Origin of the sequence: Agromyces tropicus, from assembly GCF_039531345.1 — a bacterium.
GTDB lineage: Bacteria > Actinomycetota > Actinomycetes > Actinomycetales > Microbacteriaceae > Agromyces > Agromyces tropicus.
Genome location: NZ_BAAAPW010000002.1, coordinates 577459 through 597963, shown reverse-complemented (window position 1 = coordinate 597963; position 20505 = coordinate 577459). Strand labels below are relative to the sequence as shown.

Annotated in this window: 18 protein-coding genes; 10 read left to right on the top strand and 8 right to left on the bottom strand. The window is 73.4% G+C overall.

What is annotated here, in order from left to right; all coding sequences use genetic code 11:
* Nucleotides 1-1017 carry an extracellular solute-binding protein gene (locus ABD230_RS08580; protein ID WP_344371767.1) on the bottom strand — a complete coding sequence of 339 codons (1017 nt, stop codon included), beginning with the start codon at nucleotides 1015-1017 and terminating at the stop codon, nucleotides 1-3.
* A 123-nt stretch (nucleotides 1018-1140) separates the two neighbouring features.
* Nucleotides 1141-1506, bottom strand: coding sequence for a cupin domain-containing protein (locus ABD230_RS08575; protein WP_344371765.1), 366 nt, complete (start codon nucleotides 1504-1506; stop codon nucleotides 1141-1143).
* Between the two features lie 74 nt (nucleotides 1507-1580).
* Between ABD230_RS08575 and ABD230_RS08570 the strand changes: the two genes are divergently transcribed.
* Complete coding sequence (locus tag ABD230_RS08570; protein ID WP_344371763.1) at nucleotides 1581-1919, top strand: ArsR/SmtB family transcription factor; 339 nt, start codon at nucleotides 1581-1583, stop codon at nucleotides 1917-1919.
* Nucleotides 1916-2380: an SRPBCC family protein gene (locus tag ABD230_RS08565; RefSeq protein ID WP_344371761.1), complete on the top strand. Its 465-nt coding sequence runs from the start codon at nucleotides 1916-1918 to the stop codon at nucleotides 2378-2380. Before ABD230_RS08570 ends, ABD230_RS08565 begins: the two co-directional genes overlap by 4 nt.
* A gap of 28 nt (nucleotides 2381-2408) precedes the next feature.
* Here the strand turns inward: ABD230_RS08565 and ABD230_RS08560 are convergent, their stop codons facing one another.
* The gene (locus ABD230_RS08560) at nucleotides 2409-2555 is read right to left on the bottom strand and encodes a hypothetical protein (RefSeq protein WP_344371759.1); all 147 of its coding nucleotides are present in this window, start codon (nucleotides 2553-2555) and stop codon (nucleotides 2409-2411) included.
* Nucleotides 2556-2649: 94 nt separating this feature from the next.
* Here ABD230_RS08560 and ABD230_RS08555 point away from each other — a divergent pair, with 94 nt between their 5' ends.
* Nucleotides 2650-3741 (top strand): threonine aldolase family protein, encoded by a 1092-nt coding sequence (locus ABD230_RS08555; RefSeq protein ID WP_344371757.1) that lies wholly within the window; start codon nucleotides 2650-2652, stop codon nucleotides 3739-3741.
* Nucleotides 3742-3842: 101 nt separating this feature from the next.
* Here the strand turns inward: ABD230_RS08555 and ABD230_RS08550 are convergent, their stop codons facing one another.
* Nucleotides 3843-7409: a cell wall-binding repeat-containing protein gene (locus ABD230_RS08550; protein ID WP_344371754.1), complete on the bottom strand. Its 3567-nt coding sequence runs from the start codon at nucleotides 7407-7409 to the stop codon at nucleotides 3843-3845.
* Between the two features lie 217 nt (nucleotides 7410-7626).
* Between ABD230_RS08550 and ABD230_RS08545 the strand changes: the two genes are divergently transcribed.
* Nucleotides 7627-8217 (top strand): nitroreductase family protein, encoded by a 591-nt coding sequence (locus ABD230_RS08545; protein ID WP_344371752.1) that lies wholly within the window; start codon nucleotides 7627-7629, stop codon nucleotides 8215-8217.
* On the opposite strand, the gene ABD230_RS08540 is transcribed toward ABD230_RS08545, so the two are convergent.
* Entirely contained in the window at nucleotides 8201-9406 is a 1206-nt protein-coding gene (locus ABD230_RS08540) for a helix-turn-helix transcriptional regulator (protein ID WP_344371749.1), read from the bottom strand. The two genes, ABD230_RS08545 and ABD230_RS08540, sit on opposite strands and share 17 nt — an antisense overlap.
* Nucleotides 9407-9553: 147 nt before the next feature.
* Here ABD230_RS08540 and ABD230_RS08535 point away from each other — a divergent pair, with 147 nt between their 5' ends.
* On the top strand, nucleotides 9554-10144 hold the full coding sequence (locus ABD230_RS08535; RefSeq protein ID WP_344371746.1) for a hypothetical protein: 591 nt from the start codon (nucleotides 9554-9556) through the stop codon (nucleotides 10142-10144).
* A gap of 185 nt (nucleotides 10145-10329) precedes the next feature.
* On the opposite strand, the gene ABD230_RS08530 is transcribed toward ABD230_RS08535, so the two are convergent.
* Nucleotides 10330-11379 (bottom strand): zinc-dependent alcohol dehydrogenase family protein, encoded by a 1050-nt coding sequence (locus ABD230_RS08530; RefSeq protein ID WP_344371744.1) that lies wholly within the window; start codon nucleotides 11377-11379, stop codon nucleotides 10330-10332.
* 106 nt (nucleotides 11380-11485) lie between these two features.
* Here ABD230_RS08530 and ABD230_RS08525 point away from each other — a divergent pair, with 106 nt between their 5' ends.
* Nucleotides 11486-13093, top strand: a complete 1608-nt coding sequence (locus tag ABD230_RS08525; RefSeq protein WP_344371742.1) for a sensor histidine kinase — start codon at nucleotides 11486-11488, stop codon at nucleotides 13091-13093.
* On the opposite strand, the gene ABD230_RS08520 is transcribed toward ABD230_RS08525, so the two are convergent.
* Nucleotides 13047-14594, bottom strand: a complete 1548-nt coding sequence (locus ABD230_RS08520) for a TRAP transporter substrate-binding protein (protein WP_344371740.1) — start codon at nucleotides 14592-14594, stop codon at nucleotides 13047-13049. The genes ABD230_RS08525 and ABD230_RS08520 overlap by 47 nt on opposite strands.
* 135 nt (nucleotides 14595-14729) lie before the next feature.
* Here ABD230_RS08520 and ABD230_RS08515 point away from each other — a divergent pair, with 135 nt between their 5' ends.
* Together ABD230_RS08515 and ABD230_RS08510 are read left to right on the top strand one after the other, a co-directional pair.
* Complete coding sequence (locus tag ABD230_RS08515) at nucleotides 14730-16100, top strand: histidine kinase (protein ID WP_344371737.1); 1371 nt, start codon at nucleotides 14730-14732, stop codon at nucleotides 16098-16100.
* Nucleotides 16097-16765: a response regulator gene (locus ABD230_RS08510; protein WP_344371735.1), complete on the top strand. Its 669-nt coding sequence runs from the start codon at nucleotides 16097-16099 to the stop codon at nucleotides 16763-16765. The genes ABD230_RS08515 and ABD230_RS08510 overlap by 4 nt, the downstream gene beginning before the upstream one ends.
* Before the next feature lie 41 nt (nucleotides 16766-16806).
* On the opposite strand, the gene ABD230_RS08505 is transcribed toward ABD230_RS08510, so the two are convergent.
* Entirely contained in the window at nucleotides 16807-18363 is a 1557-nt protein-coding gene (locus ABD230_RS08505; protein WP_344371733.1) for a carboxylesterase/lipase family protein, read from the bottom strand.
* 95 nt (nucleotides 18364-18458) lie between these two features.
* Here ABD230_RS08505 and ABD230_RS08500 point away from each other — a divergent pair, with 95 nt between their 5' ends.
* Together ABD230_RS08500 and ABD230_RS08495 are read left to right on the top strand one after the other, a co-directional pair.
* Entirely contained in the window at nucleotides 18459-19712 is a 1254-nt protein-coding gene (locus ABD230_RS08500) for an MFS transporter (RefSeq protein WP_344373278.1), read from the top strand.
* Nucleotides 19713-19875: 163 nt separating this feature from the next.
* Nucleotides 19876-20478 carry a hypothetical protein gene (locus tag ABD230_RS08495; RefSeq protein WP_344371731.1) on the top strand — a complete coding sequence of 201 codons (603 nt, stop codon included), beginning with the start codon at nucleotides 19876-19878 and terminating at the stop codon, nucleotides 20476-20478.
* Nucleotides 20479-20505 lie beyond the last annotated feature (27 nt).

Here is a 20505-nt window from a genome sequence, read left to right as displayed (position 1 = left end):
CTAGATCAGGCCGTTGTCCGCGAGCAGGCGCTGCGACTCGCCGACCGAGTCGAGGTCGCTGAGGTCGAGGCCCGGGTTCACGAGGGACTCGATCGCGGGCAGGCCCTCGGGCGCATCGACACCGGGCAGCAGCGGGTACTCGAAGGTCTCCTCGACGAAGTAGCGCTGGGCCTGCTCCGAGACCAGGAACTCGACGAACGCGCGGGCGGCCGCGTCGTCCTCGGCGCCCTGCATGATCGCGGCACCGGTGACGTTCACGATGCCGCCGGGGTCTCCCGGCAGGAACTTCAGCTGTGCCCGCATGTTCTCGGCGCCGACCTCGGCGGCCTGCCGGAACCAGTAGTAGTGGTTGATGAGGCCGAGCTGCACCTGCCCCGAGTTCACGAGGTCGAGCGAGGCGAGGTTGTTCTCGGTGAGCTCGGGGTCGTTGCCGGCCATGCCGGCGACCCACTCGGCCGCGGCGTCCTCGCCCTCGAGCACGCGGAGCGCGGTGATGAACGACTGGAAGCTCGCGTTGCCCGGCGCGAAGGCGACCTCGCCGCGCCACTCGTCGGCGGTGAGGTCGTCGACGGTGTCGGGCACGTCCTCCTCGGCGAGCTGCTCGCCGTCGTAGGCGATCACGCGGGCACGGCCGGTGACGCCGATCCACGAGTCGTCCTGCGAGGTGAAGCCGTCCGGGATCAGGTCGGCGAGGTCGGCGGGGATCGGCGCGACGAGTCCGGCGTCGGCGAGCGCGCCGAGGGCCCCCGCGTCCTGCGAGAGGAAGACCTCGGCCGGCGTGCGGTCGCCCTCCTCGAGCACGAGCGCGGCGAGCTCGGGCGTGGCGGCGTAGCGCGCCTCGACGCGGATGCCCGACTCCTCCTCGAACTGCTCGATCAGCGGCCCCACGAGGGATTCGGCGCGGCCGACGTAGACGGTGAGCGTCTCCTCGTCGTCGGCGGGGGCGGTGCATCCGGTCAGGGCGAGGGCGGCGGCGGTGAGGCCGCCGGCGAGGGCGAGTCCGCGGCGTGCGCGCATGGGCGTGCTGGCTCCATCGTCGGTGGGAAAGGTGAGCGCCCGTCGAATGCGGGCAAGGTTAGCTTAGCCTCACCTGCGTCGATGGGCCGATTCGCGCCCGCGGTCCCGTCACGCCGGCGGCCGTCAGTCGAGCTCGCGCACGGCCGCGGTGCGGGCGCTCGGCGCGTCCCCCGTGTTGACGGTGCCGACGGGCTCGATGAGCAGGGCCTGGACCTCGTCGTCGGCCCGCGGGCAGTGCTCGACGCCGCGCGGCACGACGTAGACGTCGCCCGGGCCGAGCTCGACGTCGCCCTCACGCAGCTGGATCACGAGGCGTCCGGAGAGCACGAGGAACAGCTCGTCGGTGTCGGGGTGGGAGTGCCAGGTGAACTCGCCGAGCGCCTTGAAGACCTTCACGTCGACGTCGTTCATCGTCGCGAGGCGGCGCGGCGACCAGTGCTCGCCGAAGGAGTCGAGGGCACGGTGGAGGTTTCGCACGTCGTCCTGCATGCATCCATCCTGCGCTTGACGCCGACCGCCGGTCGACCTATGGTAAGCAGATCATTAATTAAGGAGTTGCTTACATGGTCACGGCGACGGACGAGCTCAGCCTCGTCTTCCACGCGCTCGCCGACCCCACGCGCCGCGCGATCCTCTCGCGCCTGCACCGTGGGCCGACGACCGTGGGCGACCTCGCCGAGCCGTTCGCGATGAGCCGCCCCGCGATCTCGCAGCACCTCCGGGTGCTCGATCGCGCGGGACTCATCGAGCGCACCGCCACGGCGCAGTGGCGCACGTGCACCCTGCGCACCGAGCCGCTCGACGACGCGTCCGACTGGGTCGAACGCCTCCGCGGCGAATGGAACGAGCGCTTCGACCTGCTCGACGAGCACCTCCGACGGATGAAGGGGGAGCACCCATGACCGATCGCACGCACGACGCGGAGTTCACCATCACGCGCACCTTCGACGCCCCGCGCGACCTCGTCTGGCGCGCCTGGACCGAGTCGGCCGACGCCGCGGCGTGGTGGCATCCGCGCGGCATCGAGATCAAGGAGGGCAGCGTCGCGATCGACGTGCGCCCCGGCGGGCGCTACGCCTACACGATGGTGAACCCGGCCGACGGCAGCGAGTACCCCACGGCGGGCGTCTACCGCGAGGTCGATCCGCCCCGTCGGCTCGTCTTCACCTGGGCCTCCCCGGGAGACCCCGACGACCTCGCACCCGTCGTCACGGTCGAACTCGCCGAACTCGGCGACGAGCGCACCGAGATGCGCTTCCACGTCCGCGGCGTCGCCGGGCGACCGGGCGACGAGGACGTGTACGACGGCTGGGACTCCGCCTTCGACGTGCTCGGCGAGCACCTGATGGCCGCGACGCCCTGAGCGCTGCGGCCGTCCGACGAGGGGCGCGTCAGCCCGCGTCGTGCAGCCGGATGACGGATGCCGCGGGCCGACGGTCCGCGGCATCGTCTCCGGCGGTGCACGCCCCGAGGCCGAGCACGCCGCCGACGCACAGGACGAATCCGACCAGGTAGGGCGCCATCGTTCGATCGATCACGCGGCCACGCTGCCCTGAGTCCGGGGTCGCCGTCAACGGGTTGCGCTGGAGCCCACTCGTCGTCCGGTCGGCGGACGTCTGGGAGAATCGTCCGGTGACCCCAGCGTTCCAGCCCCTGCACGACGCCGCCTTCCGCGGCTTCGCCTCCGACAACTACTCGGGCGTGCACCCCGAGGTCCTCGCCGCGATCGCGGCGGCCAACGGCGGGCACCAGGTCGCCTACGGCGACGACGACTACACCGGCCACCTGCACGAGGTGTTCGCGCGCCACTTCGGCGACCCCGTCGAGGTGTTCCCCGTCTTCAACGGCACCGGGGCGAACGTCACCGCCCTGCAGTCGATGCTTCCCCGATGGGGCGCCGTCGTCTCGGCGTCGACCGCGCACATCAACGTCGACGAGGGCGGCGCGCCCGAGCGCGTCGGGGGCATCAAGCTGCTCACCGTGCCGACCGAGGACGGCAAGCTGACCCCCGACCTCGTCGACCGCGAGGCGTGGGGCTGGGGCGACGAGCACCGGGCGCAGCCGCTCGCCGTGTCGATCACGCAGACCACGGAGCTCGGCACCGCCTACTCCGTCGACGAGATCCGCGCCCTCGCCGACCACGCGCACGAGCGGGGGATGACGCTGCACATGGACGGCGCGCGCATCTCGAACGCCGCGGCCTCGCTCGGCGTGCCCCTCCGGGCGTTCACCCGCGACGCGGGCGTCGACGTGCTGAGCTTCGGCGGCACGAAGAACGGCGCACTGCTCGGCGAGGCGATCGTGGTGCTGAACCCCGCGGCATCCGAGGGACTGAAGTACCTGCGCAAGCTGAACATGCAGCTCTCGTCGAAGATGCGGTTCGTCTCGGCCCAGCTCATCGCGCTCCTCGACGGCGACCTGTTCCTGCGCAACGCCTCGCACTCCAACGCGATGGCGCGACGCCTGCGCGATGCGCTCGACGCCGGCATCGCGGCCGGCGAACTCCCGGGCCTCTCGTTCACGCAGGCGACGCAGTCGAACGGCGTGTTCGCGGTGCTCCCCGCCGGCGTCGCCGACCGCCTGCGCGAGCGCGGCTTCAAGTTCTACGACTGGGATGCCGCGCGGAACGAGGTCCGCTGGATGTGCTCGTTCGACACGACCGAGGACGACATCGACGCCTTCGTGGCGGGCATCCGCGACGAGCTGGCGCGCGCGACCGCCTGAGCCCGCCCGACGCCGGAGCGGCACCACGACGAACGCCCCGCATCCCCTCCTGCCAAGGGGTCGCGGGGCGTTCGTCGTCGATGGCGACGCGGCGCGCGCCGCTACGCGCCGATCAGCGCCGCCAGCTCGGCGAGCACCGAGCCGTCGATCGCGTTGGCGTCGCCGAGCACCACGACGCGGTTCGGGTCGAGCCGCCGCAGCTCGTCCGAGATGTCGGACGTGATCGACGAGCGCTTGACCGTCAGCAGCGGGGAGCCCGAGGCGCCGGCCAGCGCTGCGGCTGCGGTGGCAGAGGCCGTGTCGGACCCGTTGACGACGAACACGGTGCCCGCCCCCGACGGCCAGCCGGTCGACGAGACGGCGGCCGTCGTGCCGAAGCGACCGGGGCCGGCGATCCGCGTCACGGCGCCGTCGGTGGAACCGGCGAGCTCGTCGAGCACGGCGTCCGTGACGGTCGCCGCATCGCCGACCACGACCAGACCCGCGGGGGCGAGCCGCTCGAGTTCGACCGCGGTCGCCGAGGGCACCGCGTCGTCGGCGACGGCGAGGATCGGCGCATCGGACGCGGCCGCGAGCGCGGACGCGGCGAGGGCCGACGGCCGGTCCGAGACGTCGACGAGGTAGGCGACGTCGACCCCGGCCTGCCAGCGCGAGGCCGAGACCGCTGCGGCGAGCGCGAACGGTCCCTCCGCGTCGATGCGCGAGACGTCGCCCGCGGCGAACCCGGCGAGCTCGTCGACGACCGCGTCGGCGACCAGCGCGTCGCCGCCGACCACGACGATGCGCTGCGGGGCGAGGCGCCCGAGTTCGTCGGCCGTCTCGACCGGCACCGACCGGTGCTTGACGGCCAGCAGCGGCGCGCCGGACGCGCCGGCGAGCGCGGCACCCGCGACCGCCGAGGTCTCGTCGACCCCGTTGACGATGATCGCCGTCTCGACGCCCGGCGCCCAGGACGACGCCGAGCCCGCCGCGAACGACGCGAACCGGCCGTCGCCCGGCACGCGCGTCACGGTCGGCGCGGGCTCGGAGACCTGGACCGGGTCGCTCGCTCGGATGGCCGGGGCGTACCCGTCCTTCGAGCCGGTGACCTCGACCGAGATCCCGGCCCGGGCGTCCGCAGCGGTGAGCTCGTACACGGGCTCGGTCGCCCCGGCGACCGGGACGCCGTCGCGGAACCACTGGAACGCGAGCTCGACGGGCGCGGGCTGCCAGTCGCCCGGCGCGACCGCGAGCGGGGAGCCGACGAGCGGGTCGCCGGTGATCGTCGGCGTGGGCGCGGACTCGAGGTCGAGCAGCGGCTCGCACGAGCCCGGGTCGGCGAACGAGTGCGTCCACCGCGCCGTGCCGGTGGTGCCCCAGCCGTCCTCGAACATGGCGGTCACCGTGAACGTCGCCTCGCCGTACGGCAGCCACGGCTCGCCGTCGAACGCGTCGCCGAAGCCGCCGTAGCCGATGCCGCCGGGCGTCCACGACCACCAGCCGTGGTCGAAGTCCTCGAGCAGCAGGTGCGCCGGGGCGTCGCACGTCGCGTCGGTGAAGACGGGTGCCGGCACGTCGACGGTCTGGAACACCGCGTCGGTCTCGACCGTGAAGTCGAGGTCGGCGAATCCGGGCTCGTAGGGCGCGGCGTCCAGCCCCTCGGGCCACGTCGAGGCCACGGAGCCGTCGCGATCCAGCACGATCGCGCGGTCGTTGAGCGTCGAGTAGCGCACATCCAGCAGCTCGGCGTCACCCGGCGCCCAGCTCGCACCCTCGAACAGGATGTCGGCGACGCCCGACGTCGCCGGGTCGCCGGTCCATATCATCGACTGCATGCGCCCCATGCCGTCCTCGTAGACGAACGAGATCCACCGGATCGGCGCGTCGACCTCCCACGCCACCGCGGCGGTGTCGATGCCGTCGCGGACCACGTCTCCCGACAGCCGCGTCACGGAGGTCAGGGCCGGCACGGCCCCCAGGTCGAGGTCGGACTCGACGGTCACCGCGAGCGACGACAGCTGGTCGATCGGCACGGCGACGTCCTGCAGGCCGGCGGGCTCCTTCCAGAGCACCGAGCCGTCGGCGTCGAACGACATCATGCGCGAGTGCCACTCGTAGTCGAGGCCGTCGAAGACGGCGGCCCCGCCGGCCCAGCTGGTCGTGTCGACGGTCGCGGTCGCCACCCCCTCGGTCGAGGCGGCCGATCCGGTGCCCTGCCACACGGACCACTCGACCGGGTGCCGCTCGCCGAGGTCGTCGCGGAACCAGAAGCGCACGAGGTCCACGGGCACGTCGAACGACCACGCGACCTGCACCTCATCGCCCTCGGCGACGACGTCGCCCGAGACCAGCCGCGCCTCGGCCAGCACGGGGGGCACGGTCAGGTCGAGGTCGGAGTCCATCTCGAACGGCGCGAACGACATGGCCCCGGCCGCCGAGGGGATCTCGCCGACCTCGCCCCAGCTCCACAGGACCTCGCCGTTCGCGTCGAGCGCGACGGTCGACGAGACGTCGCCTCCGGACGCCCAGGAGTACTCGAGTCGATCGAGCTCGACGACGCCCGCCGGCCATTCGGCCGCGTCGACGTAGGTGGTCGCCCGGCCGGAGTCGGCAGGACCCCAGGTCGAGCTCCAGAGGTGGTGCTCGGCACCCAGCGCGTCGCGCACGACCACGACCACCGAGTCGACCGCGGCGTCGAACGCCCAGTCGACGGCGACCTCGTCGCCGTCGACGACCACGTCGGGCGACGTGCGCACGAGCGAGGTCAGATGCGGCGTGGCGCCCGCTGCGAAGTCGGACTCGACCGAGAAGCCGAGCCCGGCGAGCCCGCCCTCGGGGAGCGTCGCGTCGGCGAGCCCCTCCGGCTGCTTGTAGGTGGTGACGCCGTACTCGTCGATCGAGAGGTATCCGCCGGACCACGAGTAGTCGAGGCCCCCGAACACGACGTCGCCGCCGGCCCAGGCGGGCGTGTCGACCCGCATCGTGGCCACGCCGGAGGTCGAGGGACCGGTGCCCTGGTCCCAGGAGTACCACTCGATGCGGTGGGCGCGGCCGACGCCGTCGCGCAGCGTGAACGCGACCTGGTCCACCGCGCGGTCGAACTCCCACGCGATCTCGACCACGTCGCCGTCCACGAGCGTGTCGCCCGAGGTCCGCGTGGCCGACCGCAGGGCGGGCGGCGTCGAGAGGTCGAGGTCGGACTCGACGTCGAAGCCCGTGACGCGCATGGCGTCGACGGGGGCGGGCACCGGGGCCAGCCCGTCGCTGCTCCAGCGGACCTCGCCGGCGGCATCGAGCTCGACGAAGTGCCAGTCGCCGCCCGCGGTCCACGAGTAGTTGATGCCGTCGAACGCCATCGGCCCGCCCGGCCACGTCGACGTGTCGACGACCGCCACCGAGCGCCCGGTGAGGGCGGGCACCCACGCCTCGGCGTACAGGAACTGCTGCCCGCCGAGGGCGTCGCGGAGGTTCACGGTCACCGACTCGACCGGCGCGTCGAATTCCCAGGCCACGACGACCTGGTCGCCGTGGGCGACGACGTCGGGCGAGGTGCGTTCGAGGGAGACGAGGTTCGGCGCGACCTCCTCGGCGAAGGCGGCCGAGGGCTGCCAGATCGAGAGGGCGGCGAGCAGGGCGACGAGCAGGGCGACGAGCGACCGCGGTCGCCGCCCGGAGGGGTTCGGGTCCAAGGGGCAGGGTTCCTGTCTGTGAAGGGCACTCGCAGCATAGGTCGCACGCGGTCGGCACGGGCGTGCTGTCCACATCCCCCGTTCGGGGCACGATGCCGCGAACCGCGTGCTGCGCCCCCGGCACGCCGTCCGGAATATCCACAGGCTCCATGCGTTGTAATGCACCGGGACGACGGTGTCCCGGCATCATCGGAACCACTCGGAAGGCACCGTCATCATGACCCTCGTCGACACCACGTCACGCCACGCCCCCACCGACGCCCCGCTCATCGCGCCCCTCGTGGAGCGCTGGAGCCCGCGCGCCTACGACCCCACGGCCGAGCTCTCGGACGACACGATCCGCACGCTCCTCGAGGCCGCCCGCTGGGCGCCGTCGGCCAACAACGTGCAGCCCTGGCGCTTCATCGTCGCCCGCCGCGGCACGCCGGCCTTCGCCGCGATCCACGACGCCCTCATGGGCTTCAACCAGGCCTGGGCGGACTCCGCCGCCGCGCTCATCGTGAACGTCGCCGAGACCGTCGACGAGGCCGGCGCCCCCCGCCGCTGGGCGACGTACGACCTCGGCCAGGCGGTCGCCTACATGTCGCTGCAGGCCCAGCACGACGGACTGCACACGCACCAGATGGGCGGCTTCGACGCCGCCCGGCTCGCCCAGGCGTTCGGCCTCGGCGCGGGCCTCGAGGTGGTCTCGGTCAGCGCGGTCGGCAAGCTCGGCGACGCCGCGACCCTGCCCGAGCCGCTCCGCGAGCGCGAGGTCGCCCCGCGCAGCCGCAAGCCGCTCGACGAGCTGCTCATCGCGGCGGCCTGAGCCTCGGCTCCTCGGGGACGGGGCGGAGGTCGCGACCCGCGGCATCCGCCCCGTTCGCGTCGTCCCGGAATCCTCCCGAGACGACCGTGACGAGCCGCGCGAGGTCGGCCTGCCGGTGCACGCCCGTCTTCTCGAAGACGTGCTGGAGGTGCACGCGCAGCGTCGACAGCGACACGCCGAGCCCCTCGGCCACGCGATCGAGTCCGCCGCCGGCGTGCTCCGCGGTCACGGCGGCGGCGACGATCGCCTCGGCCGGCGTGAGGCCGAACACCGCGCGCAGCACGTCGGGCGGGACGCCGCGCCCCTCGACCGGGTCGGTCACGACGACGAGCGCCGCCCAGTCGGGACCGGCGGCGGCGACGCCGAACGGGATGACGTGCACGTAGCACGGCAGGCCGTCGGCGCGGTGGGCCCGCATCCGCCCGCCGAGCCGCGTGCCGGAGTCGTCGCACCGAGCCGCCCTGCGGAGCAGGCGCCGGAGCCCGTCCTGCTCCGCTGAGACCGGGAGCAGCAGGCGCCCGCACCGGTCGACGTGCACTCCGGTGCCGCGGCCGAGGAGATCGGCGGCGGCGGCGTTCGCGTGCGCCACGCGTCCGTCGGCGTCGACGGCGAGCACGGCGGCGCCGAGCAGGTCGATCGTGGCGATCGCGCCGGCGCGCCATCCCGCCCCCGCCTCGCGGTCGAGCCGCCGCTCGACGGCCACGGCGCGCTCGAGATGCGGAAGGAACGGGCGCAGCACGTCCGCGGGATCCTCCGAGCGCTCGCTCCGCGGCCCGCTCCCCGCGATCACGACCCACGTCAGTATCGCGCCGGAGCGGTCGACGACCCCGCAGACGCAGTGCTCCAGCCCGTTCGGCCGAGCCCAGTCCGCGAAGAACTCGCTGCGGCGCTTCTCCGCGGCGGTGACGACGTCGTCGCCGTCGATGGCGACGCGTCCCGTCGTCGCCCGCATCGCCCGGACGACGGGGTCGATGCGGGCGTAGCGTTCGCCGTACGCCTGCAGCGCGGCCTCGTCGAGCGCGATGTTCGCCGGCGTGAAGCGTCCCTCGGCGGGACCGGAGACGAGCACTGCGGCGACGTCGCCGCCGACCACCGAGGCCAGGCCCCGCATGGCGTCGGTCCACGCGCCGGGCACCGTGGCGCCGGCGTAGATGCGGTCGACGACGTCCGCGTACTGTTCGGGATCCACGGTCCAGGCCCTCCCTGCCTGAAGGTGAGCACCGCTCATGATATGCCCGATCGGATGTTCATACGATGCGCTTGACACGACGCGCCGGTTGACTCTCGGACGTGTCCGGGCGACCCGCGGACACGCCCATGAGAGATCGGAGCACCCATGAGGTACGCACGTATCGCGGCCGCCGCAGCGGCCTCCGCCGCACTCGTCTTGGCCGGCGCGCCGGCGCAGGCCGCACCGAACCCGCCGTTCCACGAGAACTGGAGCGAGCAGGAATCGCACATCGAGCAGGACGCCCACCCGGACTTCTGCCCGGACATCGAGGACGACATCCTCTTCGAGGCCGACCTCTCCGGTACGTTCACGGCGGTCTGGCGCGGGGGCGAGCTCGCCTACGCGACCGCCACGTTCAACGTCACGGAGTCCTACACGAACCTGGCCACCGGGAAGAGCTTCACCGGCCACGTCCACGGCGTGGACCACGACCTGGACGTCGTGGACAACGGCGACGGCACGCTCACGGTCACGACCACCACGCAGCAGTCCGTCCGGTACGTGACCGACGACGGCCGCACCGCGTTCGTCGATGCCGGCCACTTCGAGTACCGCTTGCTCATCGACCACAACGGCACCCCGGGCGACCCGTCCGACGACGAGGTCATCGACTTCCTCGGCGAGGACGCCGCGCACGGCCACTTCGACACGCAGGGCCGCGACTTCTGCGAGGACCTGGAGATGTTCACGAGCTGAGCCGCGCTTCCGCCGCTCCCACGACGTCCCGGCCGGGCGCGGCCGCCGCGGCACCCCGACGCCGCGGCGCCCGAACGGGAGGAACTTCCGGACGACACGCCGTCTGCGCGACGCCGGCTCGCCGCACGGCAACCGGAAGTTCCTCCCGAACTCCGCGGGCGCGGGGCTCGCGCCGCCGACCCGGCCTACGGCCGGAGCAGCACCTTGACCGCCCGACGCCCGTCCATCGCGGCGTACGCCTCGGCGGCGTCGGCGAGCGGGAGCTCGAGGTCGAAGACGAGGCCCGGGCGGATGGCGCCGGAGCGCACGTCGGGCAACAGCTCCTCGATGTAGCCGCGCACCGGCGCGACGCCCCCGTTGACGCCGACGTTCCGGTTGAACATCGGGCGCACCGGCAGCTCGGGGCCGCCGTTCGGCGCGCCCACGTACCCGACCATCCCGCCGGGCCGTGTCGACCGCAGCGCCTGGTCCATCGACTCCTTCGTGCCGACGCACTCGAGCACCCGGTCGGCGCCGATGCCGCCCGTGAGCTCCTTCACCCGCGCGACGCCCTCGTCGCCGCGCTCCTCGACGATGTGCGTGGCGCCGAACTCGCGCGCCAGCGCCTGCCGGTCGGCGTGCCGCGACATCGCGATGACCGTGGTCGCGCCGAGGCGCTTCGCCGCGATGATCGCGCACAGCCCGACGGCGCCGTCGCCGACGACGGCGACCGAGTCGCCGGGGCCCACGCCCGCCGACACGGCGGCGTGGTGACCCGTGCCCATGACGTCGCTGAGGGTGAGCAGGCCGGGGATCTCGTCGTCGGCCACGGGACCCGGCACGACCACGAGGGTGCCGTCGGCGAGGGGCACGCGCACGCGCTCGCCCTGGCCGCCGTCGGCCGTGCCGCCGACCTTGTCGTCGCCGCCCCACCAGCTGCCGGCGAGGCAGGAGGTGCTGACGCCGTTGCGGCAGTTGGCGCACGTGCCGTCGCACACGTAGAACGGCGCGATCACGAAGTCGCCCGCCTGCACCTTCGCGACCTCCGGCCCGACCGACTCCACGACGCCGACGAACTCGTGGCCGATCCGGTGCGGCGCGTGCGTGGGCGTCACGCCGCGGTACGGCCACAGGTCCGATCCGCACACGCAGGCGGCGACGACGCGGACGATCGCGTCCCCGCCGGTCGAGAGTTCGGGGTCGGGGACCTCCTCGACGCGGATGTCACGGGCGGCGTGGATGACGGTGGCGAGCATGCGTCCGAGCCTACGCGCCGGGCCCGGCGGTACGGTGCGCCGGGGGCCCCGCCTCGATCCCCGTCGATTGCGTGCGGACGCCGAGCATCGCTGCCAGAATCGGCGCGTGCGAACCGCACAGCGTCAGTCCGGTGCGCGAGTCGCCCGCCTCGCGGTGATCGCCGTCGCCGTGGTCGCCGCGATCGCCGAGATTCCTGCCGCCGCAGGGGTCTGGGACGAGACGGCCGACCTGCTGCTCACGCTCGCCGAACTGCTCGTCGGCGTCTCGTATGCCGGCGTCGCGCTCCTGGCTCCAGCCGGCCTCCAGGTCCGTGCCGCGGCCGCGGCGACGGCGGCCCTCTGGGTGATCGGGGCCTTCGTGCCCGGTGCGTCGACCGCTCACCAAGCCGGTCTGGCGTGGCTGTTCGTCGCCGCGACCGGCGGACTGCGCGCGCCATGGGCGATCGCCGCGCTCGTCGCGCTCGGGGTCGGGCTCGTCACCGGCGCACTGCCCCTGCCGGCGACGGTCGCGACGTTCGCGGCGATCGCGGCGTGGTCGCCCCTGCGAGGCGGTCCGAGGAGTCCGCACGGCGTCCGCGTGGCGACGACGTTCGCCTCGGGTGTGGTGGCCGTCGCGCTGGCCGCGGCGTGGGCGGCGCAGGCCAGGGTCGACGGGATCGATCCGCGCGCGGCGCTGGTGGCGTACGCGGGAGCCCTGGTCATCGCGGCGATGTCGATCGCAGCAGCGGCCTGGTCGGAGCGCCGACGCATCGCCCGACTTCGCGAGGCGGCGGCGTCGGCGGGTGACGCGACGGGGCTCGACGGCCTCGAGCCCGTGCTGCGCGCCCTTCTCCACGACGAGCGTCTCCGACTCGCGCTCCCGTCCGAGATCCCCGCGGCGGAGTCGACGAAGCGCGACGAACCGGCGGGCGGCACCGCGGAGACCGAGGTCGTGGACGAGTCCGGCGCCGCGATCGCCCGGATCGTGCATCGCAGGGACGCCCTCGGCGAACCGGCGCTGAGGGATGCCGTGGCCGATGCCGTGCGCCTCGCCAGCGACCACGACCGCCTCCAGTCGCAGCTGGAGTCGCAGCGGAGGGAGGTCGCTCGGACGCGCGCCGACCTCTTCGAGGCCGCGCAGGCCGGGAGGCTCGCGGTGGCCGCGAAGGTGGACCACGAGGTCCTCACACCCCTCCGCCGGGGTTTCCTGCTCCTCGCGGACCTCCGGCGGTCGGATCCGTCGCCCGACGGCGCCGAGGTGCGCTCCGACCCGCTCGCGATCGCACTGGGCGAAGCGCGTCTCGCCGAGCGCGACCTGATCGGCGTGATCGACGCCGCTCGCGCGCGCGACCTCGGGAACGGGCGTCTCGCCGCCGAGTTGCGCGCGCTCACCCGGACCGGTGCCCCGACCGTCGAGGTCGCGGCCGATCCGGAGGCGACCGCGGATGCCGCGACGGAGACCGCGCTCTACTTCATCGCGTCCGAGGCCGTCTCGAACGCGATGAAGCACGCGAGGGCCGACCGTATCGAGCTCCGGCTGGAGCGCTCCGGCGATGCACTCCGGTTGGAGGTCGCCGACGACGGTCTCGGGGGCGTCGACGCGGGCGGCCTGCCCGCCGTCCGACGCCGTGTCGAGACCCTCGCCGGCCGGCTCCGCATCGAGAGTCCGCCCGGCGAGGGCACGAGGGTCATCGCGGTGGTTCCGCGTCCCCGATCCGCTTCCACGGCTCGATGACCAGGAGCCCGTTGATGGGCGTCCTCCCCTCGAAGTCGCCGAACACCAGCGTGTCACCGACGGCGCGCCACGAGGCGTTGACGTCGGGGCCCGGGTAGCAGTCCGTCGGACAGGCGACGTACCGCGAGTGCACGTCCCCGTCGTAGACGAACGTCACGATCCCCTCGCCGTTCGGCACGAGCCGCCCGGCTTCGAGGACCTGTTCGGCGGGCAGGTGGCTGTGGCCGCAGTCGTTCGCCGGATCGGAGATCACCTGGCACCGGATGGCGTAGGTGCCGTCGAGCACGTCGAGCGTCCACGTGCCGGGATATCCGGGCCCGGCGGTCAGCCCGGCGTCGCGGACCTCGTCCTCCGTCACCTCCACGCGGTAGCGCCCATCCGGCGGGACGGCGGCATCGGAGGGCTCGGCCCCCGTCGCCGGCGGCGTCGCCTCGTCGCATCCGTCCGGAACGTCCGGCACGTCGACGTCGGGGTGCTGCGCCGCCGCCGCCATGACCGCTTCGAGCAGTGGGGCCTCGGCCGGATCGCTGGCGAGTTCGTCGATGACCGGCGCCGCGAGGTCGCGCAGCGCTGCGATCGAGGCGTCGCCCGCACGAACGAACCGCACGCCGTTCCCGCAGAGCTCCTCGGCTGCCGCCGACTCGTCGTAGTCGCCGGAGAGCGACGCTTCGACGGCAGCCTGCGCCGCCGCGTCGATCCACGCCCGCTGCTCATCGGTGAGCGACCGGCGCCGCTCGGAGTTCATGGAGAGCACCAGCATCTTCGGCCAGAGCACGACGTCGGCCGCGACCCAGGGCGCCTCCGCGTTCATCCCGTTGTACCAGAACTGCCGGACGTCGATCTCCACGCCGTCGAGCTCGCCGTGGCGCAGCTTGTCCGACCATTCGACCCCCGCCGTGACCGCGCGCCCACCGAGCGATTCGACGGTGTGCGCCTGCACCGGCGAGTTGAACGCCCGGAAGCGCACGTCGGCCCAGTCGGACGGGTCGAGGAGGGGTGCGTCCGCGGCGAACGGGCGCCGGAGCGGCCCGATCAGCAGGCCCAGCGACACCATCCCCGCCGCCTCGAGCCGATCCCGGATGAGCGCGGGCGCGTCCCCCTGGATCAGCGCGCGCTCGGCGTCGTAGCTCGTCAGCCGCATCGGCGCCTCGACCGACCGGAGGCCGTCGATGCCCGCGGCGGCGAACGCCCGGGTCGCCGGCCAGGCGAGGTCGACGTCGCCGTCGACGACGGCTCGGATCAGGTCCGACTCGGCCTCGGGGGCACCGTCGCCGTACGCGGCCTCGAGGCTGACCTCGATCGCACCGCCGCTCTCGGTCTCGAGCGCGTCCATGAAGGCCGTGACGCCGATGAGCTGACCCGTCGGGTCGGGGTCGCCGTCGATCGTCGCCATCTTCAGCGTCAGCGTCGACGACCCGGTCCGATCCGCTCCCGATGCGCAGCCCGCGCCGAACACCACGGCGCACATCGCGGCGAGCGCGACCCCCCTCGTGATCCGCATGATGACCCCTCCCCGATTCTGGTCCACGTCCGACGAGTCTCGCCAGCGGTTCGGGGGGCCGCGACCGTGCCGACCCGGCATCGTCTCCGGGGAAACACGGCATCGGCCGCGCGGCCGGATCGCTACGATCGCACCATGGCCGCACGGTCACGGGTGCGGGAGCCCGCGGAGGGACCCACGGAGATCCCGCGCGGCGTCGCGAGCCACCTGCCGGCCCCGACTGCGTCCGGGGTGATCGCGGCGATGGCGGCGAGCGCCGTGGCCGTCCTCGTGGCGGCCGGGGTGGTGCTGCACGCGGCGCGATCCGATCGGATGCTCGCACCCGAGCCGGTCGTCGCCTGGGCGGAGTCGGCCGCACTCGTGCTCCTCGTCGCCGGCGCGTGGCTCTCCGTGCGGCGCGCGCCACTCGCCGTGGGGTGCGGGGTCGCTGCGGTCGGGATCGGCGTGCCCGTGCTGGCCGGAGCGCAGGTCGCACCGGGCGACGCCACGACCGTGGGCATCGGGCTCGCGCCGCTCATGGTCGGGGCGGCGGCGGTCGTGGCGGTGGAGTACGCCGAAGTCGGGACGCGATCCGCCCGGACGGTCCTGTGGGTGCTCGCCGCGGCGGCTGGGGCGCTCATCGTCCTGACGGTTGACCCGATCGACGAGGCCGCGTGCCTTCGTCGGTGCCCCGACACGGTCGCACCGATGTCCGGATCGATCGGTTCGGCCGTCGCCGTCGCGTCCGCTTCCGGAGTCTCGGTCGCCTGCCTCGTGATCGCGCTCGCCATCATGATCCGCGAGCACGGCGTCCGCCGCACGGCCGCGCGGGCGGCTCTGGCCGCGGGGGCGCTCATGGCGCTCGCCCAGTCGCTCCGGGCCGCATCCTGGGAGCACATCGACGCCTGGCCGTGGGGCGCAGCGGCGATCGCAGCGGGCGCCGCGCTGCTCGGCACGACGGTGGTCATGGAACGCCTCGTTCGGGTCCGCGCGACCGCGGACGTCAGGAGGCTGGCGGATCGGCTTCGCGACCCCGGGGCCGGGCGAGCAGTGTTCCCTGCGCTCGACGACGCCGGATGGGTCGACCCCGAGGGCGAGCCCGTGGCGGAGGTCTCCGGATTCCGCACCGAGCTCACCGACGAGCGGGGAGTGATCGCGAGGCTCGCCCTCGGCCGTCGCGCCCGCACCCTTCCGGCGTCGGAGCTCGATCCCGCCGACCTCCTCGCCATCCGGAACGCGCGGATGACGGCATCCGCCATCGCCCGGGTGCGCTGGCTCGAGGAGTCGCGGCGCCTCGTGCTCGCCTCGGCGGCACTCGAACGCGAGCGCGTGGAACACGACCTCCACGACGGGGCGCAGCAACGACTCGTGAGCGCGCTGCTCTTCCTCGCGGTCGCGCGTCGGGAGCTCGGCGACTCCGCCGACCTGACCGAGGCCGAGTCGCAGATCAGGATCGCGCTCGAGCACCTGCGCGAGCTCTCGCACGGCACTCGACGGCACGATGAAGCGGAAGGCCGGAGCACATGACGCAGGAGCACGGACCGCACGACCTCAGGATCGTCCTCGCCGACGATGCGCCGCTCATCCGCCGCGGCATCGCGCTGCTGCTCGAGGGATCGGGCGCGGAGGTCGCCGGCGAGGCCGACGACGCCGAGGGCCTGCTCCGACTCGTCGAGCGCCGCAGGCCCGACATCGCGGTCGTGGACATCCGGATGCCCCCGACGTTCACGGACGAGGGCGTCGTGGCGGCGCGGAACATCCGCGAACGTCACCCCGCCACGTCCGTCGTCCTGCTCAGCCAGCACATGGACGTCGCGACCGCCGCCGCGGTCCTCGCGGAACCGTCCGGCGGGGTCGCCTACCTGCTCAAGGAACGCGTCTCCGACATCGGCGTGCTCATCGACGCCATGCACCGCGTCCGAAGGGGAGAGGTCGTGCTCGACCCGACGCTCGTGGCCGCGCTCATGCGTCCGAGCGACGACTCGCCGATCGAACGACTCACGCCGCGCGAGCGCGAGGTGCTCGCCTCCATGGCGGAGGGGCGCTCGAACGCCGGGATCGCACGCGAGCTGTTCATCAGCGAGCGCACCGTCGAGTCGATCTCGGCGTCGGTGTTCCAGAAGCTCGGACTCGAGCCGTCGAGCGACCAGAACCGACGGGTGCGCGCCGTCCTCGCCTACCTCGACCGGTGAGCGACGGGGCACCGAGCTGCCGCGCCGCGCACGCGACGTCGTCACACGTGCGGAACGAACTCCTGCCACGCGCGTCGCTTCTTCCGCCGGGGGTCGTCGACGACGCGATCCACCGCGTCGAACACCAGCGTGCGGCGTCGGCGCTCGTCGTACCGCGGCCAGTCGTCGCCGGGCGCACCGGATGCCGCGAAGCCGGCCCAGTGCGCCTGCATCCGCCGCCCGACCGTCCGGAACATGCGCCGGCCGCCGAGCAGCGTGAGCCCCGCGCCGACCGGGGTGTCGAACTTCTCGAACAGCGCGAAGAGCTCGAGCCCGTGCGTCGCGTCGAGGCCGAGCAGCCGCGCTGCGCGCGGCGCGGCGTCGAACCGGTAGCACCACGTCGGGGCCCACCGGGAGTGCCGCTCGGCGACCTTCACGGTCGGGAACCAGAACGTGAAGTCGCCCGCGAAGTCGGCCGCGGCGCGACGCTCGGGCAGCCCCGGGTAGCGCGCCTTGATCGCCTTCCGCGCGCGCTTGGGCGTGTTCGCGAAGATCGCGCGGATGCGCGGCTTCGTGGTGGGCAGGATGTCGATGCGCCCCTCGAACAGCGACCCCTCCCGGTCGTTGGTGCCCACGATGAGCGGCACGCGGTGCGCGAGCCCGTCGCGGACGGCGTCGAGCGGCCGGTACGGGAGGAACTCCCCGTCGATCACCGGGGCGAGCGCGATGGTGCCGGGATGCTCGTCCGGCGTCCGGACGGTGAGCTCGGTCGTCGCGTCGGCGAGGCGCATCGGATCCGCGGCGCGGAGCATCGCCGCGGCATCCTCCGGCGCCTCGCTCTCGAGGTCGTCGTCGTCGACGAGCCTGGCGAGGATCCGCACGTACTCCGCCGCCCAGCGCTGCGCGACCTCGGGCGGATAGACGGCGTTCGCCGGCGAGCTCTGCGCGATCGCGCTCGAGAACAGGCCCTCGGCGGCGGGCACCGCGAGCAGGGTCGTCACGGAGTTGCCGCCCGACGACTCGCCGAACAGGGTCACCCGATCCGGGTCGCCGCCGAAGGCCCGGATGTTCCGCCGGACCCACTCGAGCGCGGCGACCTGGTCGCGCAGTCCGAGGTTCACCTCGAACGGATGCTCCGGGCGCGAGTAGGCGCGCAGGTCCAGCCAGCCGAGCGCCCCGAGACGGTAGTCGATGCCGACGTAGACGACGCCGTGCTCTCGCACGAGGCGCTCGCCCTGGCGCGGGTACTCCGCCGACGAGCCGACGCTGTAGGCGCCGCCGTGCACGAACACCATGACCGGACGGAGGCCGCCGCCGTGATCGACGTCGGGCGCGGTGACGTTCAGGCGCAGGCAGTCCTCGCTCCGGGCGAGGTGCTCGGCGGCGCCGAGGAACTGTCCCCGACGATGCTGGGGCGCCACGGGGCCGAAGGCCGCCGCATCGCGGATGCCGCCCCAGGCCTCCGGCGCGCGCGGGGCGCGGTACCGCAGGGCGCCCGCCGGCGCCGACGCGTAGGGGATGCCCCGCCACTGCCGCGTCCCCCGGCGGTGTCGACCGCGCACCGCCCCGGCATCGGTCTCGACCACGAGCGGGTCGGTCGTCCGCGTCACCTCGCGCATGCCGCGAACCTATGCGGCACGGGTGAACCGCGGGTGGCCGACCAGACCGAGCGGCGGGTGTCGGCGGCATCGGGCAGACTGCACTGGTGACCGGCATGAAGGGCTTCTGGAACGCGCTCCCGACCGAGGGGCGGTGGCTGCTCTCCACGGTCGCCATCCAGACGCTCGGCCGCGGGCTCACGCTGCCGTTCACGATCATCTACCTGCACGAGGTGCGGGGGTTCGACCTCGCCCTGTCCGGCACGCTCATGGGCGTGATCGCCGTCACCGCACTGCTCGTCACGGCGCCGGGCGGCACCCTCATCGACCGGTACGGCGCGCGCGCGGTGCTGCTCGTCGGCCTGACCACGATGATCGCGGGCTGCGCGCTGCTCGCGTACGCCACCCACCCCGCGGTCGCGGCGGTCGCGCTCGTGCTGATGGGCGTGAACTTCGGCGTCTCGTGGCCCGGGTTCAACGCGCTCGTCGCGAGCGTCGTCGACGGCGAGCTGCGACAGCAGTACTTCGGCGTGAACTTCGCCCTCGTCAACCTCGGGATCGGGGTCGGCGGCATCATCGGCGGCTTCTACGTCGACGTGAGCGACCCGGCCACCTTCACCGTGATCTTCCTGGCCGACGCCGCGAGCGCGCTCATCCCGATGGCGCTGCTGCTCGGCCCGCTGCGCCACGTGCGCACGAACGGCGGGAGCGACGACGACGAGTCGGCGCCAACGGCGAGCTACCGCTCGATCCTCCGCCGCCCCGTCATCCTCTGGCTCACGCTCATCACGTTCGTCGCGATGTTCATCGGCTACGGCCAGATGGAGGCGGGGTTCCCGGCCTTCGCCCGGCAGGTCTCGGAGGTCTCGACGCGCGTCGTGGGGTTCTCGTTCGCGGTCAACACGGCCGTGATCGTGCTCCTGCAGTTCACCGTGCTCAAGCTCATCGCCGGCCACCGGCGCACCCGGGTGATGCAGGTGATGACGCTCGTGTGGGCGGCGTCGTGGCTGATCCTCGGCGCGACGGGCCTCCTGCCCGGCTCGATCACCGCGGCGATCGGCGTCCTCGCATTCATGGGCGTCTTCGCCTTCGGCGAGACGATGCTGCAGCCCACGATTCCCGCGATGTACAACGACCTGGCGAGCGACCGCAACCGGGGCCGGGTGAACGCGGTGAACGCCGCCGCCTTCCAGGGCGGCGCGATCACGGGGCCGATCGTGGCGGGCCTCCTCCTCGACCAGGGCTGGCATGCCGGCTACATCGCGACGATGGTCGTCGGATGCGGCGTGATCGCCGTGCTCGCGATCGCGCTCGAGCGCCGCCTCCCCGCCGCGGCGAACGGGGTGCCGGAGCCCGCCGCCGTCGAGTAGGCGGCGCGGCGGCACGGCATGGTCGACGGCGGGGTCCGCGCCGCCGGCCGGAAGCCGAGGTACCACGGATGCCGCGTCCCGATCGACGGCCATACCGTCGTCGCGGGTTTCGGGAGCCGCCGGACCCCGCGGTACGGAACCGCGCACGTGATCGGGGGATCGCATGGAACTCAGGACCGCCATCGCAGCCATCGCCGTCATCCTCGGGGTCGCCGTCGTCGCACCCGCACCGGCATTCGCCGCCGGTGCACCCGAGGTCGACCACTTCGTCGAGACGGAGAGCCATATCGAGCAGGAAGCGCACGGCCCGGACTGGTGCGGCGGGACGGTGCCGTTCGAGGTGCGCTGGGATCGGCGGACCGAGGGGTCCTTCGTCGGCCACGCACGAGGCGACGCACTCTGGTACGGCCTCGCGAGCTTCCGATCCGTCGAGGTGTACACGAACGTGGAGAACGGGAAGACCTACACCTCCGAGTTCCGGGGTGGCGACCGCGACAGCTCGGTCGTCGACAACGGCGACGGCACGCTCACCATCACCGTCCGCGTGACCGGGAGCACGCAGTACACGGGTCCGGACGGCCGAAAGGTGTACCTGGACGCCGGCGCCTTCACCGTGTCCTTCCTGATCGACCACAACGGCACGCCCGGCGACCCGTCCGACGACCTCGATGTCGAGGACGGCTTCCTCGGCGTGGACGGGCCATACGGTCGGTTCGACACGTGGGATCGCGACCTCTGCGCGGACATCCTGGAACTTCTGACCTGAAGCCGCTCGACCAGGGCGCCGCGGGTG